The 17,620-nt window shown below is 64.9% G+C and carries 20 protein-coding genes; 12 read left to right on the top strand and 8 right to left on the bottom strand.

Annotated features, from left to right (window positions below; genetic code table 11):
* Window positions 1-37 precede the first annotated feature (37 nt).
* The 8 genes from HALO32_RS14255 (at window position 38) to HALO32_RS14225 (ending at window position 5,585) form a co-directional block, all read left to right on the top strand.
* On the top strand, window positions 38-280 hold the full coding sequence (locus tag HALO32_RS14255) for a hypothetical protein (protein WP_151444543.1): 243 nt from the start codon (window positions 38-40) through the stop codon (window positions 278-280).
* Window positions 270-1,154: a toprim domain-containing protein gene (locus HALO32_RS14250; protein WP_151444542.1), complete on the top strand. Its 885-nt coding sequence runs from the start codon at window positions 270-272 to the stop codon at window positions 1,152-1,154. The genes HALO32_RS14255 and HALO32_RS14250 overlap by 11 nt, the downstream gene beginning before the upstream one ends.
* Entirely contained in the window at window positions 1,151-2,674 is a 1,524-nt protein-coding gene (locus HALO32_RS14245; protein WP_151444541.1) for a YfjI family protein, read from the top strand. The genes HALO32_RS14250 and HALO32_RS14245 overlap by 4 nt, the downstream gene beginning before the upstream one ends.
* 2 nt (window positions 2,675-2,676) lie before the next feature.
* Window positions 2,677-3,405, top strand: a complete 729-nt coding sequence (locus tag HALO32_RS14240) for a hypothetical protein (RefSeq protein WP_151444540.1) — start codon at window positions 2,677-2,679, stop codon at window positions 3,403-3,405.
* A gap of 62 nt (window positions 3,406-3,467) precedes the next feature.
* Window positions 3,468-4,424 (top strand): coiled-coil domain-containing protein, encoded by a 957-nt coding sequence (locus tag HALO32_RS14235; RefSeq protein ID WP_151444539.1) that lies wholly within the window; start codon window positions 3,468-3,470, stop codon window positions 4,422-4,424.
* 229 nt (window positions 4,425-4,653) lie between these two features.
* Window positions 4,654-5,028, top strand: coding sequence for a hypothetical protein (locus HALO32_RS17990; protein WP_192576517.1), 375 nt, complete (start codon window positions 4,654-4,656; stop codon window positions 5,026-5,028).
* 16 nt (window positions 5,029-5,044) lie between these two features.
* Window positions 5,045-5,410, top strand: coding sequence for a Mor transcription activator family protein (locus tag HALO32_RS14230; protein WP_192576516.1), 366 nt, complete (start codon window positions 5,045-5,047; stop codon window positions 5,408-5,410).
* A complete protein-coding gene (locus HALO32_RS14225; RefSeq protein ID WP_151444537.1) occupies window positions 5,403-5,585 on the top strand; it encodes a hypothetical protein in 183 nt (60 codons plus the stop codon). The genes HALO32_RS14230 and HALO32_RS14225 overlap by 8 nt, the downstream gene beginning before the upstream one ends.
* Window positions 5,586-5,861: 276 nt before the next feature.
* On the opposite strand, the gene HALO32_RS14220 is transcribed toward HALO32_RS14225, so the two are convergent.
* Complete coding sequence (locus HALO32_RS14220; protein ID WP_151444536.1) at window positions 5,862-6,512, bottom strand: metallophosphoesterase; 651 nt, start codon at window positions 6,510-6,512, stop codon at window positions 5,862-5,864.
* Window positions 6,513-6,601: 89 nt separating this feature from the next.
* Between HALO32_RS14220 and HALO32_RS14215 the strand changes: the two genes are divergently transcribed.
* Entirely contained in the window at window positions 6,602-7,156 is a 555-nt protein-coding gene (locus HALO32_RS14215) for a YaeQ family protein (protein ID WP_151444535.1), read from the top strand.
* 28 nt (window positions 7,157-7,184) lie between these two features.
* Here the strand turns inward: HALO32_RS14215 and HALO32_RS14210 are convergent, their stop codons facing one another.
* On the bottom strand, window positions 7,185-8,891 hold the full coding sequence (locus HALO32_RS14210; protein WP_151444534.1) for a potassium/proton antiporter: 1,707 nt from the start codon (window positions 8,889-8,891) through the stop codon (window positions 7,185-7,187).
* Window positions 8,892-9,053: 162 nt separating this feature from the next.
* On the opposite strand from HALO32_RS14210, the gene HALO32_RS14205 reads away from it, so the two are divergent.
* Entirely contained in the window at window positions 9,054-10,256 is a 1,203-nt protein-coding gene (locus tag HALO32_RS14205) for an ABC transporter substrate-binding protein (protein WP_225810019.1), read from the top strand.
* Here the strand turns inward: HALO32_RS14205 and HALO32_RS14200 are convergent.
* The 3 genes from HALO32_RS14200 to HALO32_RS14190 all read right to left on the bottom strand — a co-directional run bounded on the left by HALO32_RS14200 (window position 10,253) and on the right by HALO32_RS14190 (window position 13,846).
* Window positions 10,253-11,032, bottom strand: a complete 780-nt coding sequence (locus tag HALO32_RS14200; RefSeq protein ID WP_151444533.1) for an alpha/beta fold hydrolase — start codon at window positions 11,030-11,032, stop codon at window positions 10,253-10,255. The two genes, HALO32_RS14205 and HALO32_RS14200, sit on opposite strands and share 4 nt — an antisense overlap.
* A 35-nt stretch (window positions 11,033-11,067) precedes the next feature.
* Complete coding sequence (locus HALO32_RS14195) at window positions 11,068-11,751, bottom strand: 7-cyano-7-deazaguanine/7-aminomethyl-7-deazaguanine transporter (RefSeq protein WP_151444532.1); 684 nt, start codon at window positions 11,749-11,751, stop codon at window positions 11,068-11,070.
* A 178-nt stretch (window positions 11,752-11,929) separates the two neighbouring features.
* The gene (locus HALO32_RS14190; protein WP_267902498.1) at window positions 11,930-13,846 is read right to left on the bottom strand and encodes a propionyl-CoA synthetase; all 1,917 of its coding nucleotides are present in this window, start codon (window positions 13,844-13,846) and stop codon (window positions 11,930-11,932) included.
* A 324-nt stretch (window positions 13,847-14,170) separates the two neighbouring features.
* Here HALO32_RS14190 and HALO32_RS14185 point away from each other — a divergent pair, with 324 nt between their 5' ends.
* On the top strand, window positions 14,171-14,500 hold the full coding sequence (locus HALO32_RS14185) for an ArsR/SmtB family transcription factor (RefSeq protein WP_151444530.1): 330 nt from the start codon (window positions 14,171-14,173) through the stop codon (window positions 14,498-14,500).
* A 14-nt stretch (window positions 14,501-14,514) separates the two neighbouring features.
* Here the strand turns inward: HALO32_RS14185 and sohB are convergent, their stop codons facing one another.
* Window positions 14,515-15,555, bottom strand: a complete 1,041-nt coding sequence (gene sohB / locus HALO32_RS14180; protein WP_151444529.1) for a protease SohB — start codon at window positions 15,553-15,555, stop codon at window positions 14,515-14,517.
* 131 nt (window positions 15,556-15,686) lie between these two features.
* Here sohB and HALO32_RS14175 point away from each other — a divergent pair, with 131 nt between their 5' ends.
* Entirely contained in the window at window positions 15,687-15,998 is a 312-nt protein-coding gene (locus HALO32_RS14175; RefSeq protein WP_151444528.1) for an SCP2 sterol-binding domain-containing protein, read from the top strand.
* A gap of 68 nt (window positions 15,999-16,066) precedes the next feature.
* On the opposite strand, the gene nudC is transcribed toward HALO32_RS14175, so the two are convergent.
* Both nudC and dnaQ read right to left on the bottom strand, forming a co-directional pair.
* A complete protein-coding gene (gene nudC, locus HALO32_RS14170) occupies window positions 16,067-16,840 on the bottom strand; it encodes an NAD(+) diphosphatase (protein WP_151444527.1) in 774 nt (257 codons plus the stop codon).
* A complete protein-coding gene (gene dnaQ, locus HALO32_RS14165) occupies window positions 16,840-17,601 on the bottom strand; it encodes a DNA polymerase III subunit epsilon (protein ID WP_151444526.1) in 762 nt (253 codons plus the stop codon). Before dnaQ ends, nudC begins: the two co-directional genes overlap by 1 nt.
* Window positions 17,602-17,620: the final 19 nt, after the last annotated feature.

Raw genomic sequence — 17,620 nt, 5'->3', positions numbered from 1 at the left:
CCCCCGCACCAGCCACCTCCGCCCAAGAGGCCCGCCAATGAACGCTCTCACCGTGACCCTGATCGACGCCAATGCCATCGCCCGGAACGTTGCCCTGGTGGCTGACATCGCCGAGAAACAGCAGGCGCTGCTGTGCCTCCTGGAAGAGCAAGGCGAGGCCCTGGACGCCTCCCGGCGGGCCGCCCTGGTCGACGCACTGCACCGCCTGGCGGTAGACCTGGAGGATCGTGCCGAGGTGATGCGGGACCACCTGCCCAGGGAGGTCGCCAATGCCTTATGACGCAGCGACGACCATCGAGGCCGCCCTGGTCGATGCCCTGGCAGCCCGTGGCGTTGCTGGCCTGGCGATCCGAGCCGATGGAGAGGTTCACCGCTTCGATGCCCCGGACAAGCGCCGGGGCAACCTGGCCGGCTGGTACGTCTGTCCCACACTGGAGGTTGCCGTTTTCGGCTTCTGGCATACCGGCGAACAGCAGGCGGTGACACTGGCCGGCGAGCATGACCCCCAGGCCGCCGAACAGGCCCGCCAGGCAGCCGAGCGCGCCCGCCGTGAGCGTCTGGCCAGGCGAGAGCAGGAACACGCCCAGGCAGCCGCCCAGGCTCGCCAGCGATGGGAGCACGGTCGACCCCCGGACCCTGGCCACGCCTATCTGAAGGCCAAGGAGGTGAAGCCCTACGGCCTACGCCAGCAGGGTGACACGCTACTGGTCCCGCTGTTCTTCAACGGCGCCCTGGTCAACCTGCAGCGCATCGCCCCGGATGGGGGAAAGCGCTTCCTGCCCCGCGCCAGGCTCAAGGACACCGCGTCCCTTGTCGGCCGCCTGGCTGGTGCTGGGCGCGTCTACCTGGCCGAAGGCTGGGCGACCGCCGCGACGCTGCACGAGGCGACCGGCCACCCGGTAGTGGCTGCGATGACCGCCAACAACCTGGCGACCGTGGCCCGCACCCTGCGCCAGCGCCTGCCCTCCGAGGTGGCGATCACCGTGGCAGCCGACAACGACCAGAACACCCCAGGGAATCCCGGCATCACCGCCGCCCGTGAGGCCGCCCAGGCGATCCATGCCGATCTGACCTGGCCGCGGTTCCCTTGCGTTGGCTGCGCCTGCAGCGACTTCAACGACCTGGCCAGGTGCCAGCAGGAGGGAGGCACATGACCACCGCCGCAGTGAAACAGCAGGGCGAGAAACCGCCCGAGCCAGCCAGCCGTATCGAGTTGAAGCCCCTGCCCTTGGCGGAGCCGGAGACGCCGCCCGATTACCCTCTGGAAGCGCTGGGGACGTTGCTGGGCGAAGCAGCCGAGCGACTGGCCTACTACGTCCAGACCCCGCCAGGGATGGCCGGGCAATCCGTGCTGGCCGCCGCCGCGCTGGCAGTGCAAGGGCAGGTGGACGTGGCCCGCGGGAACATAGGGCGCGGGCCGGTCTCGCTGTTCTGCATGACCGTGGCCGGCAGCGGAGAGCGAAAGTCGAGCCTGGACGCGCTGGCGCTGGCGCCGATCCGAGATCTGGAAGCCGAGAAGCGCCAGGGACACCCCGAGGAGCTGGCCGCCTACAGGGCCGCCCGGGAGGTATGGGAGATGCGCCGGGAATCACTGATCAACGCCGCCAGGCCCAAGGGCAAGCAACCCATGAGCGAAGCCCAGGGCACCGATCTTCAGGAAACCCTGGCCATGATCGACGCCGAGGAGCCCCAGGCGCCGCCCATGCCGAACCTGACGTTCAGCGAGCCCACCTCCGAGGGGATCTATCGCCACCTGCAGCACAGCCACCCGAGCGCGGGCCTGTTCTCCGATGAAGGCGTGGGATTCTTCGGGGGGCATGGGATGAGCGAGGAGGGCCGCGGGCGAACCGTGGCCATGGTCTCCAAGTTGTGGGACGGCGCCCCGATCACCCGCACCCGCGGCACGGCTGGAGAGTCCGGCATCCTGGCAGGCCGGCGCCTGTCCGCGCATCTGATGCTTCAGCCCATTGTGGCCGCCCAGGTGCTGGGCGATCCACTGCTACAGGGACAGGGCTTCCTGGCCCGCTTCCTGATCGTTCAGGAGCCCAGCCTGGTAGGCCAGCGACTGCTGAAGGGCCGCGACCCGACGAAAGGCCCCCACCATGACCCCGTGATAGGCCGCTATTGGGCCGCACTATCCGAAGTGATCCGCAATCCCCTGGAGGTGGACGATAACGGCGCCCTGTCCCCCCGGCTGGCGCGCATAGAGGGTGAGGCCTTCGATGCATGGGCGCGCCTCCATGACGGTATCGAATGGCAGATTCGTCCCGAGGGCCGCTTTCGAGAGGTGCAGGCATTCGCCAGCAAGGCAGCCGACAACGCCGCACGCATCGCCACCGTTCTGGCCCTGGTCGAAGGCTTCCAAGCGCCCGCCGTCGAGCATATCGAGCGCGCTGGCCGGCTGGTGGCCTACTACCTGGAGTCGATGGCGATCCGCACAGCCGAGGCCCAACAAGACGCCGAGGAGATGAAGGCCCGCGACCTACTGGAGTGGATCAAGGGGCATGGCGGAGAGCTTCACGCGGCAGACTTCAAGCGCTTGCCGAGCGCCTACCGAAGCGCCAAGAAGGCCCGCCCGTTGTTGGGCTTCCTGGTCGATGCCGGGCATCTACAGATAGCCAGCAGCAGCCCACGAGGCCAGCCGGCGAGCTGGCGCCTGACGGGGGAGGTATGACCATGATCGACCTGATGGAGATTGGCCGGCGACTGTGGGAAGGAGACGAGCCCCCGACGGTGATGGAGGCCAGCCCCAAGGGGCGCCAGGCCGTCGATCTGATGGAGCTTGGTGGGGAGGCATTGGACATACCCGCGGGCGATCCGCAGGCCTTGCGGGAATCCGCAAATTTCCGCAACGCATCCGCAAGCGGAAAGCCCCATCCCCCGGGCTTCTCCGCAAATCCGCAAAATCCGCAGCCCCCTAGGCCCGCCCCAGCCCACGAGGCCGAGGCGATCATCACCGCCCTGACTCGGGACGTTGGCCGAGACCTTGGCTTGCCCCTGGTGACCTGGCTGCGAGAGGTGCTGGCGCCCATGGGGAGGCCGGAGCGTGCCAGCCTGGCCGCCGCCATAGATGACGCCTTCGAGGCCGCCCAGGGCCCCAGGGAGGCCCGCCAGGAGGTCGCCAAGCTGCTGGACGCCCACACCCCCAGGCAGGCGCACCGGGATGACCTGGCAGGGCGCCCGGCCTGGATTGAGTGGATAGCCGACCGCTGCCCCCTGGTGCACGAGGATCGTGCCTTCGTCTGCAAGCGGCTCAAGACCCTTCCGCCCAAGGCAGTCGAGAGGGCCGCCCGCCGCTATGTGGAGACCTGGCAGGCGGCAGCCGCTGCCGAGTCGAGGGAGGCCGCCAAGGAGAACCGAGGCCGCACCGAGGCAAACCGTACCCTGCTGGCGCTGGTGAAGTAGGTGGCGCCAGCCATCACCACGCCCGCCCAGGGCAACCCCCACCCAACCGAAGGAAATCACCGATGACGACACAAGCCGCCAGCAAGGCCGCCGAAAAACGGTTTGCATGGATCACTGAGCAGGACGAGAAGCAGGAGGCCTATCTTCACCTGAAGGATCTGCACGATCACGCCAAAGCCCAGGCCAACGCCGCCCGCAAGGCGGCTGACAAGGTGGCCGCCCAGGCGCCAGAAACGGGCATGCGGAGAATTGGGCCCGGGGAGCGGGAACAGGAGGAGAAGGACTACCAGCGGGACGTGATGATCGCCGAGCGAAAGGTCACCGAAGCCGAGAGCGTTCTGGCTGAACTGGCTCAGCAAAAGGAGCTGGCCAATCAGGCATGGGAGGCAGCCATTGAGAAGGAGCCCAAGGCAACAAAAGCCGAACTCGAGGCCCTCGAGGCCGATGTGACCCGTGCTGAAGATCGTGAGGCCAGTATCCGGGAGGCGATGGCCAAAGCCGGAGACACTGGCGAGGCAATGCAGGCCGCCCAGGGGGAGATCGAGCAGGCACAGCGCGACCTGGACGATCTGGCAGCCGACGCCGCCTTGGGAGTGGCCAATCAAGCCCAGCAGCGCAAGACCACCGCCGCCCTGGAGGATGCCCGCGGCAGGCTGAGGGAAGCCCAGGAGGAGGCCCACCGGCAGGCAGCCGCACGTCGTGGCCTCGAGAAGCGCCTGGCCGCTGCAGAGGCCGAAGCCGAAGAGCTGAGGATGCTACGCGATAGCTTGGAAAGTGATCTGCTGAAGGAGGAGCACGCCAGGCTGGAGGACCAGCTTATGGCCTTTCTTCAAGGCGATGATTTCAGGCGCACCCTGGCGAATCTTGCCGAGATCCGGGCGAAAATGAACCGCCGAAGCGGCCCCTATCAGCGTTGGGAAGGCGTGCGCCTGAGGGTGGAGCTTCCCGCCCTGTATGACCTGCCAGGAAGGCCCCGTATCCTGGAATATCAAGGTGACACCATGAAGGTGACCGGGTAGCATTGCCCTGTCACCAGGGGTGGTGACCTTGCTGAAGTGAGAGGGCCAGCGCTGGCGAAAGAAGCTGACCCTCGATAGTGAAAAAGGACTGGCGAAAGCTGGTCCTTTTTTATGGGCGAAAGGAACGCACCCGAGGGGGACACACAGGAGAGGGACGCGCGACCACTGGCGCGGTGCCATACTGATGCGGGATGATATGTAGCGAGAACACATAACCGCAGGGGGCACCATGACAACAAGTCTGCAACAGGCAGTCGAAGAGGGACGCGGATTCATGGTGGTGGTCGGGCCGGGGCATGTGAGGATGGCCGCCGAGATCTTCATCACCGATGAGGGGGTGATATTCCTGGACACCGGATGGCCGGAACCGATGGCACCACCCCGCGCCCACATCATGGCAGGGACACCCCAGGCGACACGGGAGGGATGGGAAGTAGGGGCCTGGCGAATCCACGAGCTAGACCACCGAGATCCCGAGGACGCGCAAGCCTGGCGCCATTGGGAGAACGGGAAACGGATCTGTGAGGAGTATGGCCTGGACTACAGCCGGGAAGCCGGTGCGCGCTACGCCAGCCGAGTGCTTACAATGGAGATCAAACCCTGACCCGGAGCCCTGCCCCATGCCCAGGCGAAGCGCCATCCTGGACGAGCTGGCCGACTTCATCGGATACGACGCCGCCATGACACTGGCCAAGGGCTGGGGAGGCCGTCGCCTCTACATTCGCGCCCAGGCCAACCCCTGCCACCCGATTACCCTGGAGATCGGCCCCGAGGCAGCCGAAAAGCTGGCTTACTTCTATGGGGGCACCTCCCTGGACGTGCCGGGAACGCGAAATGCCACCCTCGAGGCCCGCAATCGGCAGATTATGGTCGCCCTGGAGGAAGGCCAGCCCACCCGAGAAGTGGCCGTCACCTTCGGCCTGACCGCCCGCCACGTTCGCCACATTCGCAGCCACCACGAAGCCGAGAGGCAGGCCCATGCCTGACACCGCACTCGATCCCCTCGAGGATCGGCAAGCCCTGGAGGATCTGATGACCACGCTGCAGCAGCAGGAAGCCGAGGCCCTCGAGGATCTGCTTGCCACCCTGCAGCAGCAGGAGGATGAAGCCCTGGAGGAGATAGCCCGGCGCTTCCACCTGGAGGAGCAGGCCAACCCATGACCAGCCGAGACGGATGGAGTTGAGCGGTAGCGCTCCCAGCCTGCCGAAACCCCTTTATCCGGTATCACCCGAGGCCAGCCCAGCGCCTTCCCAGTAGTGGGGCAGGATGTGGGGTAAAGGAAAAGGCCCCTTCCAAGACGTTGATTTTCAAGAGGCAGAGGCGGACTGTCCCTCCGCCACTTTCTATTAAGAATCAAGCGCCTACGGGCGCTTTTTTCGTGTACCTACCTTTTAGCCCGACTTCGCGGCCGGCATTGGCCATTATCGTTGCCCCTTTCACTCCAGCAACTCACGAGCGTCGACCAGCGTCAGACGGCCCGTGGTGAAGGCGCCGGTGTCGAGATAATGCACGTTACCCAGAGTCAGCGGCCGTTCCACAATGGTATGGCCAACGACGACGGCGTCTATCCCGACCACCGGCGTCTCGTCGCCCTGCTGGATGCGGGAGCGCCCCCAGATCAGGGCATCTCGGTCGGCCTTTTCGATACGTGACCAGTCGTACGGCGGGTCGGCATGTACCATGCCGATGCCCTTGCTGCCAACCGCCACCTCGCGCGCCAGGGGGAGATCGCGAAATGCTGCTTGCAGTTCCCTTCGTGTCTCGTTAACGCCGCTGTCGATGACCCAATCACCACCATTGATCATCCACAGCTCCCAGGCGTGGCTATCCTCCCCGTCGCGCAGCGCGTTCCAGGCCAGATCCTCGTGATTGCCACAGACGGCATGAAACCATGGCATGAGAGCGAGCTTGAGACAGGCGAGTGAATCGGCACCTCGGTCGATGAGATCACCAACGCAGAACAGTCGATCCTCTGAGGTGCTGAAGGCAACGCCCTGCAAAGCTTCCTGCAACAAGCGGTACTGGCCGTGAATGTCACCCACGAAGAAATCGCGGCCCCTGGTATTCGCTCGGTGCTGGATCAGCATGGTGCGACCTCCTCGTATACATACCCGCCCCCGACGACTATGTCATGATGGCGGACACTTTTTCCAAGACGGGCGAGTGACCTAGCCAGATGGCACTAAAGTCGATGATCCACAAGGTCCAGTTCCAGATCGCCGACATGGACCGGCATTACTATGCTGACCACTCACTGACCGTGGCGCGCCATCCGTCAGAAACCGATGCTCGCATGATGGTCAGGTTGCTGGCCTTCGCCCTCAACGCCGATGAATCGCTCGCTTTCGGGCGTGGCGTGAGCACCGAGAATGAACCCGACCTATGGCGCAAGGACCTGACCGGCAACATCGAGCTCTGGATCCAGCTGGGCCAGCCCGACGAGAAGACCATTCGCCGCGCCTGTGCGCGTGCCGACCAGGTGATCCTCTACACCTATAGCGGCCAGGGCGCCGAGATCTGGTGGGACTCGCTGGCCGGCAAGCTTGCCACCCTCGATAACCTCACGGTAGTCGATATCTCCCCGTTATCGGTAGAGGCCCTGACGGAGTTGGCGGCCAAGAGCATGACGCTGAACTGCATGATCGAGGATGGCGGGGTCTGGATGACCGATCCCCACCGGGGAGCTGTCGAGGTGGCACTCGAGGTACTGCAGGAAGCGCGCGCCGCTTGACCCCGCCGAAAGGTCCCGGTGCGTCGGTTCAGTAGAGTCTGAGCCCCACCCGTGTGACCTTGTTGCCGTCCATCTCGCTGACCACCCAGTGGATACCGTGCCAGTCCACGTCGTCGCCCACTACTGGATGCCCACCGACCCGCAGTGAGATGAATTCGGCGAGTGTCATGTCTTTCTCGCCCGCGCTCAGGGTCAGGCCATAGGCATCGGCGATGTCACCCATGCGCGCCTCCCCGTCGAACGTGAAGGTTCCGAAGAAGGCCCGTTCGCGCTTGAGCTTGGCATCCCCGTTGAAGAGCCGGTTGAGCGCCGGCAAGTCTTCCGTACGACCGATCACGCAGATCACGTCGCCCAGTAGCAGACGGGTGCTCCCCTTGGGGTGCAGCATGGCGTGCTCGCGAAACAGCGCCGAGATCAGTGCCCCGGAGGGAAAACGCAGCAGTCGGATCGGTACATCCTCGAGGTCGGTGTTCTCGACCTCATAGACGAACATCTCGTAGTCATTCTCGGGCAGGATGCCCAGTGGCCCGCGCCGGTTCGGGGTGACGGTGGGGGGCAGCTCGACCTTCATGCGCCGCGCCATCCACGGAAGGGTGCCGCCCTGGATCAGCAGCGACAGCAGCACCACCGCGAAGGCGACATTGAAATAGAGCGAGGCATTTTCCACCCCGCCGATGACCGGGAAGATTGCCAGCACGATGGGCACCGCCCCACGCAGGCCCACCCAGGCGATGAAACCGATCTCCCGCCAGCGGAACTTGAAGAAGGGCTTGACGGCGACGAGCACCGCCAGCGGCCTGGCGATAAAGATCAGCGCCAGGGCCACCAGCAGTGCCGGCAGCGCATAATCCAGCATCTCGCTGGGCGTGACCAGCAGGCCCAGCACCAGGAAGAGGCCAATCTGCGAGAGCCAGGCCAGACCGTCGTGTACCGGCAGGATGAAGGTGAGGTGGCGACCGGGCCGGTTGCCGATCATCAGGCCCGTCAGGTAGATGGCCAGGAAGCCACTGCCACCCAGGGCGCTGGTCAGGCCGAAGACGCAGAAGCCAAGCCCCAGGGCAAGCAGCGAATAGAGGCCCGGTGCCAGGTCCAGCCAGCTCAGCAAGCGCGCGCTCAGCCAGCCGGTGCCCACGCCGAGGACGATGCCCAGGCCGAACTGCTGAACCAGGAAAAGCAGGGTCTCCCCCACGCCACCGATGTCGCCGACCAGCACTTCCACCAGCATCAGGGTAAGGAAGATGGCCATGGGATCGTTGGTTCCCGACTCGATCTCCAGCGTTGCCCCGACCCGTTCGTTAAGGTTGACCCCTCGGCCGCTGAGCATGGAAAACACCGCGGCGGCATCGGTGGACCCCACGATGGCGCCGACCAGCAGCCCCTGGACCAGGCTCAGGTCGAACAGCCACATGGCAAACACTCCCACCAGCGAGCTGGTGACGAAGACCCCCAGGGTGGCCAGGGAGAGCGCCGGCCGGAAGCCGACACGAAAGGTCTTGAGGCGGGTCCTCAGGCCGCCGTCGAGCAGGATCATGGCGAGTGCCAGATGGCCAATCAAGAAAGCCAGTGAATAGTCGTCGAACTGGATGCCGAGTAGCCCCTCTTCTCCAGCCAGCATGCCCAGCCCCAGGAAGATCAGCAGCAGGGGCACCCCGGCCATCGAGGAGAGCCGGCTGGCGAGAATGCTCAGGGCCAGCAGAAAACCGCTGAGCAGAAAGAGGGTATTGATGGAATCCATGCACGGTCTTTCCCGGGTGGGAGAAGGTGAATTATCGCATGCTGGACCAGTCGCGGCGATTTCCGTTTGTGACCACGGCTGGTCGCTGACCATAGGCAGCGGTTAAGCTTGCCTGGCGCCAACACAAGGCCAGACAGCACGCATGGCAGGAGCCTGGACACGATGATCTCATCCGTTTTTCGGCGGCTTCTCCGCCAAAGCCTGCTACTGTCGGCCATGGTGCTGCTGTCGACGAATCTCGCCGCACAGGGCCCGGCGGGGGCTTCGGAACCACCTCATGAGGGCTACCCACCGCTGGGCACCGAAGTGATGGTCTCCGATCTCGAGGCTCTTGCCGACCAGGCCGCTGCCTGGGCAGAGACCCGTCGTCGCTATCGGGAGGCGCCGAGTGGACCCAGTGTCGATACGCCCTCGCGGCCCAGCGTTCCAGCTATCGCCCTGCGACCGGCGGAACCGATCGAACCGCCGCCAGTCACCTCGCTGCGGATCATGCTGGACGGCTATCCCAGCCCTCGGCACGCCGCTCTTTTCGTCGCCAGGGAGAGAGGCCTGTTCGCCAGCCGCGGACTGGAAGTGACTCTGGCGACACCGGCCGATCCGGATGTACCCAATAAGCTCCTGGCAGCCTCAAGAATCGATCTGGCGGTATCCCGCCAGCCGTTGCTGCACCTCCAGGTCGATCGCGGCCTGCCGCTGGTCCGCGTCGCCAGCCTGATCGCGACGCCCTTGAGTGCCCTGGTGGTGCGTGAGGATGGCCCGATCGAGACACCTGCCCAACTGGCCGGCTCGCGTATCGGTCATGCCGACATCGACAGCCGTGACGTGCTGTTGGCCAGCCTGTTGAGGGGGGCATCGATTCGCGACGATGAGGTCGAGACCGAAGCGCTGCACTTCCGACTCGACGATGCACTGCGAGAGGGAAAGGTGGATGGCGTGATCGGCGCCATGCGCCACCTGCTGCCCCGACAACTCGCCGACGAAGGGCTGGCTACCCGGGTATTGCGCCTCGAGGATCTGGGCATCCCGCTACATGATGGTCTGATACTGCTCGCCAACCGCGATCATCTGGGAGCGAAACGCGATGCCATTCGCCATCTCGTGGCCGCCATCGAGGAGGCCACGGCCTGGATCGCCAACCACCCGGAGGATGCCTGGAGCCTGATAGCGAGCGCGGAGCCGGCCCTGGACACCGCGGTCAACCGCGAGGCCTGGGAGATGGTCCGCACACGCCTGAACCTCAGCCCTGCGGCTCTGGATCAGGGCCGCTACCGTCGCTTCGAGGAGTTCCTGTTCGGGGCTGGCCTGATACAGGAACGCCATCCGGTATCACGACTGGCCATCGACCCCGGAGCACTACCCCGCTAGCCGTCCACGCGCTCAAGAAAGGCGTTGACCGCCTCCTGAAAGGCCTTTGGCTGTTCCGCGTGGAGCCAGTGCCCTGCCTGCAGTGTCTCGATCTCGGCACGCGGCAGTACGCTGTGCAGCGCCGGCAACATCTCGTCGGTCACATAGACTGAATGCGCACCGCGCAGCACCAGCGTCGGCCCCTCAAAGGCGCCCTCTCCCGCCGGCTCCCCCATGAGCGTGTCGTAGTCATCCTGGATCTCGTCGAGGCCGATGCGCAGGCGCAGGATACCCTCGTCATCACGCTCCAGGTTGGTGGCCAGGAAGAGACGCACCGCGGACTCCTCGACATGTTCGGCGAGCAGTGCGTCGGCCTCGCGGCGATTGGTCGGCTCTCCGGCCTCCACGCGGCGCAACGCGGCGAAGACACTATCGTGATCATGACCGTAGGCGAGCGGCGCGATATCGGCGACGATCAACGAAGCCACACGGTGCGGCGCCCGCCGGGCCAGGCTGATCGCCACCTTGCCGCCCATGGAGTGCCCCAGCAGGTGAGCCCTCTCTACCTCGAGGCGATCCAGCAAGGCGAGAAGGTCCTCGGCCATGGCCTCGTAGCTCATCCCCGCAACATGGGGTGAACGCCCGTGGTTGCGCAAGTCAACGGCAATCACCCGATGCCGGCGCTGCCACTGCTTGAGATGGGAGCGCCAGTTGTCGGCACTGCCGAGCAGGCCATGCACGACCACCAGCGGCGTCTCATCTCCTCCGGTGTCGATATGGTGGAGTTCGATGGGCATGTCATTCTCCTGGCTGGAATTCGGCTGGAATGGAATCAGGTTCGGGCCTGTGCCTCGCCGGGCATCAGGTCAGCGCTGCCCGTCACCGCCACCAGGCGGCGGCTGAGCCAGGCCAGCAATATGCCATAGAGGGGCAGGAAGAACGCCAGGCTGATGCCAAGCTTGATCACATAGTCGACCCAGGCAATCTCCGGCCAGTTGGCGGCCATGAAGGGATCGGGGCTTTCGTGAAAGGCGATGGAGAAGAAGGCAAAGGTATCGGCCAGGTTGCCAAGCACCGTGGAAACCGCCGGCGCCACCCACCAGGCCTTCAAGGTACGCAGGCGATCAAAGACCTGCACGTCCAGCAGCTGACCCAGCACGTAGGCCATGAAGCTGGCCAGCGCGATCCGCGCCACAAAGAGATTCCACTCGCCCAGACCTTCGAGACCGGCATAGCCGCCCCGCGGGAAGACGACCGAGACGACATAGGAGATCACCAGCGCCGGCAACATGACCCTGAGCACGATGGCCCGCGCCGGCTCCTTGCCGAACAGGCGCACGGTGAGATCCGTGGCCAGGAAGATAAAGGGGAAACTGAAGGCGCCCCAGGTGGTATGAAACCCGAACAGGGTGAAAGGCAGCTGGACCAGGTAGTTACTGGCGGCGATGACCAGGATATGGAAGGTGACCAGCAGCGTCAGGCAGCGCCGGGTCTGGGCATCGGAAAGCACGAACATCACGGCAGCCTTTTTTGGGGAGGGGTGAGGGAACCCTCGTGGCACGGGAGTCGCCGGTGGCGGACAGGCCGGGCATTATACGACCTGTCCCGGCGCCTGGCCATGGCCACCCTGCCCTACAAAGGCCGCCGCCGCCCCTCAGGGGCGGCGGCGTGGTCAGGCTCGATGCCCACCGAGGTCAGACCTGGCGGGCCTCGTGGGCAGTCCCCACCGCACGCTCCTTCATGGCCTCGTGCACGTCCTGCAGGCTCGCCGGATCGTCGATGGTCGAGGGCACACCGAACTCCTTGCCATCGGCGATGTTGCGCAGCAGCTTGCGCAGGATCTTGCCGGAACGCGTCTTGGGCAGGCGGTCGACCACCAGCACCTGCTTGAAGCAGGCGATGGGCCCGATCTTGTCGCGCACCAGGGCGATCAGCTCCTCCTCGAGGTCCGCCTCGCGCCCCTCGAAGCCATCCTTGGGGATCACCAGCCCCACCGGCAGCTGACCCTTCATGGCATCGTGAATGCCGATGACCGCGCATTCGGCCACAGCGGGGTGGGCACCGACGACCTCCTCCATCTCGCCGGTGGAGAGGCGATGGCCGGCAATGTTGATGACATCATCGGTGCGCCCCATGATGAAGAGGTAGCCATCTTCATCGAAGTAGCCGCCGTCGCCGGTCAGGTAATAGCCGGGGAAGGCCGCCATGTAGGCACTGTGGAAGCGCTTCGGATCTCCCCATATGCCGGTCAGGCACCCGGGGGGCATCGGCTGCTTGATGACCACGCTGCCCTGCTCCATGGGGCCGACCTGCTCACCCTCTCGATCCAGGATCTGGACGTTGAAACCGGGCACCGGCACCGTCGCGCTGCCCGCCTTGGTTGGCATCGGCTCCAGACCTTGCAGATTGGCGGCAATCGGCCAGCCGGTCTCGGTCTGCCACCAGTGGTCGATCACCGGCACGTCCATGAGGTCATCCAGCCAGTGGAACGTCGGGGGATCCAGGCGTTCACCGGCCAGGAACAGCGCCTTGAGACAGGCAATGTCGTACTGGGCCATCAGCTTGGCGTCCGGGTCTTCCTTCTTCATGGCGCGGAAGGCCGTGGGTGCGGTGAAAAAGCTCTTGACCCGATACTCGCTGATCAACCGCCAGAATGCGCCGGCATCCGGGGTCTTTACCGGCTTGCCTTCATAGACCACCGTGGTACAACCGCGTAGCAGCGGGGCGTAGACGATGTAGGAATGGCCGACCACCCAGCCCACATCGGACGCCGAGAAGAAGACATCGCCGGGATCCACGTCGTAGATGGTGTCCATGGAATAGGCCAGCGCCACGGCATAGCCACCGGTATCCCGAACGACTCCCTTGGGCTTGCCGGTGGTCCCGGAGGTGTAGAGGACATAGAGCGGATCGCTACCCTTGACCGCAACGCATTCGGCCGGCTCGGCCTTATCGACCAGAGCCGCCCAGTCGTGGTCCCGCGGGCCCAGTTCTGCGAGATGCTGATCGCGCTGGAACACCACGCAGGCATCGGGCTTGTGGGCGCTCTGCTCGATGGCCTCGTCGATGATCGGCTTGTAGGGCAACACCTTGCTGCCCTCGATCCCGCAGGAGGCGGCGATAACGACCTTCGGCGCGGCATCCTCGATGCGCACGGCAAGCTCGTGGGGGGCAAAGCCGCCAAACACCACCGAGTGAACGGCGCCAAGACGAGCACAGGCGTACATGGCGATCAGCGCCTCCGGCACCATAGGCATGTAGATCACGACCCGGTCGCCCTTGCCTACCCCCTGCGCCCTCAGGCCTCCGGCAAAAAGCGCGACCTGATCGCGCATCTCGGCAAAGGTCAGGGTGCGCTTGCTGTCGGTGACCGGCGAGTCCCAGAAGATGGCCGGCTGATCGCCACGCCCCTGCTCGACGTGGTGGTCGAGGGCGGCATGGCAGATGTTGAGCTCGCCATCCACGAACCAGCGAGCATGATTCGCCTCGTCATACTCGAGAATGGTCGTGGGCGGCGTGAACCAGGGAATGCGTCTGGCCTGCTCGGCCCAGAAAGCCTCCGGCTGATCAATCGAACGGCGGAACTCGTCTTGGTACATGCTCATCTGCATCCTGTCGGCAATCGAAGTGGGCGTTGATTGTTGACACTCTAGAGCAAGTTGACGGCGATAACCTCATACCATCGGCTAACCCTCGACAAAAGTGCAAGGCTTCCCGACAGCATTGTCGACAACACCCAAGGCCTCACCCGGGTATTCAACTTTGATCCCGCGTTGGCTCGGCGACACCCGCCAGGCTGAACTATTATTGAGGATAAGCTGAATCAGGAAGTGGATGATCAACAGACGCCAGCCGCGAGGAGCGGGATCGGAAGGCAATCACCAGTGCAGGCCATCGGCAAGCGGATGCCGAGCCTGCCCGAAAGGGGACAGATCATGGGCAATAACAACGCTGCTGCAGCGCGTCTCCTGGAAGACGGCACAGCGGTCATCGACGAGGCCAGCGCCCTGCTCAAGGCGATGGCCAACGACAACCGGTTGCGGATTCTCTGCCTGCTCGACGGCAACGAGCTCTCGGTGACCGAACTCAACCAGCGGCTCTCCCTGAGCCAGTCGGCGCTCTCTCAACACCTGGCAATCCTGCGTCGCGAGAACCTGGTCAGCACCCGTCGCGAGTCCCAGACCATCTACTACTCTCTGCATGGCAAGCGAGCGCGAACGCTCATCGAGGCTCTAGGCAGCCTGAAACTGCAGGGAAGAGCATAATAGAGACCACTCGATCACCGCTTCTGCCATCGTCCGGCATCGAGCATCTCCAGCCCCCGCTCGACGCCATGCTCCACGCCTCGCGAGACCGCCATGCCGAGGCGGTCACTAAGCTTTTGCTTGTGCTCCAGCTTGAGGCTGATGATCCGGGCCTGCTGCATGCGCTCGACCAGGTAGGCCTCGCTGGTTCCCAGGGCATCCACCAGGCCTAGCCTCAGAGCATCACTGCCGTACCAGATCTCGCCGGTGGCCACCGATTCGATGTCGAGTTCCGGGCGCCGCTCGGCCACGTGACGCTTGAAGAGCGTATGAGTGGTTTCGAGGTCTTCGCGGAACTTCTCTCGCCCCTCCTCGGTATTCTCGCCGAAGACCGTGAGGGTGCGCTTGTAGCGACCGGCGGTGAGCACCTCCATGTCGATGTCGTGACGCTTGAGCAGGCGATGCAGGTTGGGCAGCTGAGCGATCACCCCGATGGAGCCGATCACCGCGAAGGGTGCCGCTCGCAGCTGGTCAGCCGCGCAGGCCATCAGGTAGCCGCCGCTGGCGGCCACCTTGTCGATGCACACCGTGGTGGATAGCCCCCCCTGGCGAAGGCGATCCAGCTCGGCAGCCGCCAGGCCGTAGCCATGCACCAGACCGCCGGCCGATTCCAGACGGATCACCACTTCATCACCCTCGCCGGCCACCGCCAGTACTGCCGAGACTTCTTCCGCGAGCTGGCCGGTGCCACTGGCCTTGATGTCACCATGGAAATCGAGCACCCAGACCGTCGCGGAGGCCTCACCCTCCCCCTTGCGGCTGCGGCGATCATGTTCCTTGTCATCGCGCCGGAAGGCCTTGGCCAGGCGCTTGCGTGCTCCCGGCTGGCTGGCCGCCAGCTGCATCCGCCGCCGGCGGTTGCGACGGGTGCTGTTGAGCTCATCGAGCCTTAGTCGGGTGCGTTCTCCCGTCTCCCCCCTGGCGCGCAGAATCACCGCCACCGCAAGGCCGACGATCACCACCAGGGTCACCAACTGCGCCACGAACATCCCGAATTCCGTCAGCCACTCGCTCACTGCCCTCTCCTCTCGCCTCGCTGTCCTGACATCCTGCCCGGGCCCTTCCCACCGGCACAAGGGCGCTTGATTCAAACGAACGTTTCAAATACGCTCTGTTGTCGACACTTCCCAAGCGACCAACGATATCCATGTCAGACGCCACCATCGACAAGCTGCAGCGTCGTTTCGACGCCGAGGCTGCCAGCGGCATGCACGAAATCTTCCAGTTCCACTTCACGGATGCCGGCGACCATTATCTGGTCGTGGATGACGGCACACTGGAGGTCCACCAGGGCGAGCATGACGATCCCTCGGTCAGCCTGAGCATGAGCAGCGAGACCCTCAAGGGGATAATGAACGGCGAGATCAACGGCATGACCGCCTTCATGACCGGCAAGCTGAAGGCTACCGGCAATGTCATGCTGGCGACACAGCTGAACAGCCTTTTCCCCGGTCGCTGAGCCACTACTGGTTAACAGGGGTTTAACAGGGGTCAGACCTCATGATACCTCTGGGCCATGACCGTCGCCTAACCACGGGTTCCCACCTCTCGGAGGTGGGTCTCGATCAGCGCGCGAGAGATGGAGTAGAGCGGCGGCAACTGGGGCAGATGCCGCGGGCTGAACCAGGCGGCATCGGCGATCTCGATTCCGTCGATGCGGATGCGCCGACTGGCCGCCTCGGCGAAGAAACCCAGCATCAGCGAATGGGGAAAGGGCCAGGCCTGGCTCTTGAAATAGCTGACGCGCCCTACGCTGAGCCCCACCTCTTCGAAGATTTCACGACGCACGGCCTCTTCGGCCGCTTCACCGGGCTCGATGAACCCGGCCAGGGTCGAATAACGGCCCGGCGGAAAGCGGGGACTTCGGGCCAGCAGCAGCGACTCTCCGTGGGTCACCAGGGTGATGATGCAGGGCGAGATGCGCGGGTAATTGCGATGGCCGCACTGGTCGCAATGCATGGCGAACTCGGCATCGAGACGCGTCGTGGGCGCACCGCAGCGACCGCAGAAGCGGTGATTGTCGAGCCAGGCCGCCACCTGAAGCGCCGTGGATACCAGCGGATACCAGGATTCCGGCAGGCGGGCCAGCCAGGCCCGGCCCTCGAGCCAGTCCTTTCCCGGCTGAGTCTCCAATGAGAGAGCCACCGGCTCCTCCTGCCACCAGCACAGCGGCTGCATCCGCTCATGCCAGGCCTGGAAGGCCTGAAGCGGGCCCTCATCGACGCCGGGCGCGATGCGTCCTGCGGCCAGGCGAATGACGCGACCGGCCGACTCCTCGCAGGGCAGCTCGCGCCGCAGCATCAGCGTGACGCCTCCTCGCCCGACAGGCCGGAGTGGGCATCCCAGCGGCACTCGCCGGACGCGTCGCGGATTCGATCCAGCTTGGCCCGATGCGCCGCCAGCTCTGCCTCGTCGGGCGGCACGACACGAAGCTGACCCGGTGAGAGAGACAAGCGGCGGATGGCCAGCCCGGTCAGCTGACCGTCGCGACCTGTCGAGGATGCTGAAGCATCCAGAGAGAGCCGGGTCTGCCCCCCGGTCATGGCCAGATAGACGTCGGCAAGGATCTCGGCGTCGAGCAGGGCGCCGTGCAGAACACGTCGCCCGTTGTCGATCTCGTAACGCTTGCAGAGCGCATCGAGGCTATTGCGCTGGCCGGGGTGCTTGTCGCGCGCCAGTGTCAGGGTATCTAGAACTCGGCAGTGCTCCGCCACCGGGCCGAGCCGTGGCTCGCTGCGCCTCGCATTGAGCATGCCGAGTTCGTGGTCGATGAAACCCACGTCGAAGGGCGCGTTGTGGATCACCAGCTCGGCCCCTTCGATAAAGGCCCAGAAGGCATCGGCGATCTCGGCGAAGACCGGCTCCTCGGCCACCCGTTCGTTGGTGATGCCGTGAACGCTAACGGCTTCGGCCTCGATGTCGCGCTCCGGGTTGATGTACTGGTGATAGCGGTTGCCGGTGAGGCGGCGATTGACCATCTCGACGGCTCCGATCTCGATCAGGCGATGGCCGTCCCGGGGATCAATGCCGGTGGTCTCGGTGTCCAGGATGATCTGACGCATGGGGGATCTCTCGTCGGCT

Origin of the sequence: Halomonas lysinitropha, from assembly GCF_902500215.1 — a bacterium.
Lineage (GTDB): Bacteria > Pseudomonadota > Gammaproteobacteria > Pseudomonadales > Halomonadaceae > Halomonas > Halomonas lysinitropha.
Note: the sequence above shows the minus strand (reverse complement) of the source record. Positions and strands in the feature narration are given on the sequence as shown.

Coding starts and splice junctions, on each gene's coding strand:
- HALO32_RS14205 (WP_225810019.1), top strand. CDS start 9,054: ATGATCTCATCCGTTTTTCGGCGGCTTCTCCGCCAAAGCCTGCTACTG.
- HALO32_RS14250 (WP_151444542.1), top strand. CDS start 270: ATGCCTTATGACGCAGCGACGACCATCGAGGCCGCCCTGGTCGATGCC.
- HALO32_RS14230 (WP_192576516.1), top strand. CDS start 5,045: ATGCCCAGGCGAAGCGCCATCCTGGACGAGCTGGCCGACTTCATCGGA.
- HALO32_RS14185 (WP_151444530.1), top strand. CDS start 14,171: ATGGGCAATAACAACGCTGCTGCAGCGCGTCTCCTGGAAGACGGCACA.
- HALO32_RS14220 (WP_151444536.1), bottom strand. CDS start 6,512: ATGCTGATCCAGCACCGAGCGAATACCAGGGGCCGCGATTTCTTCGTG.
- HALO32_RS14190 (WP_267902498.1), bottom strand. CDS start 13,846: ATGCAGATGAGCATGTACCAAGACGAGTTCCGCCGTTCGATTGATCAG.
- HALO32_RS14255 (WP_151444543.1), top strand. CDS start 38: ATGAACGCTCTCACCGTGACCCTGATCGACGCCAATGCCATCGCCCGG.
- HALO32_RS14225 (WP_151444537.1), top strand. CDS start 5,403: ATGCCTGACACCGCACTCGATCCCCTCGAGGATCGGCAAGCCCTGGAG.
- HALO32_RS14200 (WP_151444533.1), bottom strand. CDS start 11,032: ATGCCCATCGAACTCCACCATATCGACACCGGAGGAGATGAGACGCCG.
- HALO32_RS14245 (WP_151444541.1), top strand. CDS start 1,151: ATGACCACCGCCGCAGTGAAACAGCAGGGCGAGAAACCGCCCGAGCCA.
- HALO32_RS14175 (WP_151444528.1), top strand. CDS start 15,687: ATGTCAGACGCCACCATCGACAAGCTGCAGCGTCGTTTCGACGCCGAG.
- dnaQ (WP_151444526.1), bottom strand. CDS start 17,601: ATGCGTCAGATCATCCTGGACACCGAGACCACCGGCATTGATCCCCGG.
- HALO32_RS14240 (WP_151444540.1), top strand. CDS start 2,677: ATGATCGACCTGATGGAGATTGGCCGGCGACTGTGGGAAGGAGACGAG.
- HALO32_RS14215 (WP_151444535.1), top strand. CDS start 6,602: ATGGCACTAAAGTCGATGATCCACAAGGTCCAGTTCCAGATCGCCGAC.
- HALO32_RS17990 (WP_192576517.1), top strand. CDS start 4,654: ATGACAACAAGTCTGCAACAGGCAGTCGAAGAGGGACGCGGATTCATG.
- HALO32_RS14195 (WP_151444532.1), bottom strand. CDS start 11,751: ATGTTCGTGCTTTCCGATGCCCAGACCCGGCGCTGCCTGACGCTGCTG.
- HALO32_RS14210 (WP_151444534.1), bottom strand. CDS start 8,891: ATGGATTCCATCAATACCCTCTTTCTGCTCAGCGGTTTTCTGCTGGCC.
- nudC (WP_151444527.1), bottom strand. CDS start 16,840: ATGCTGCGGCGCGAGCTGCCCTGCGAGGAGTCGGCCGGTCGCGTCATT.
- HALO32_RS14235 (WP_151444539.1), top strand. CDS start 3,468: ATGACGACACAAGCCGCCAGCAAGGCCGCCGAAAAACGGTTTGCATGG.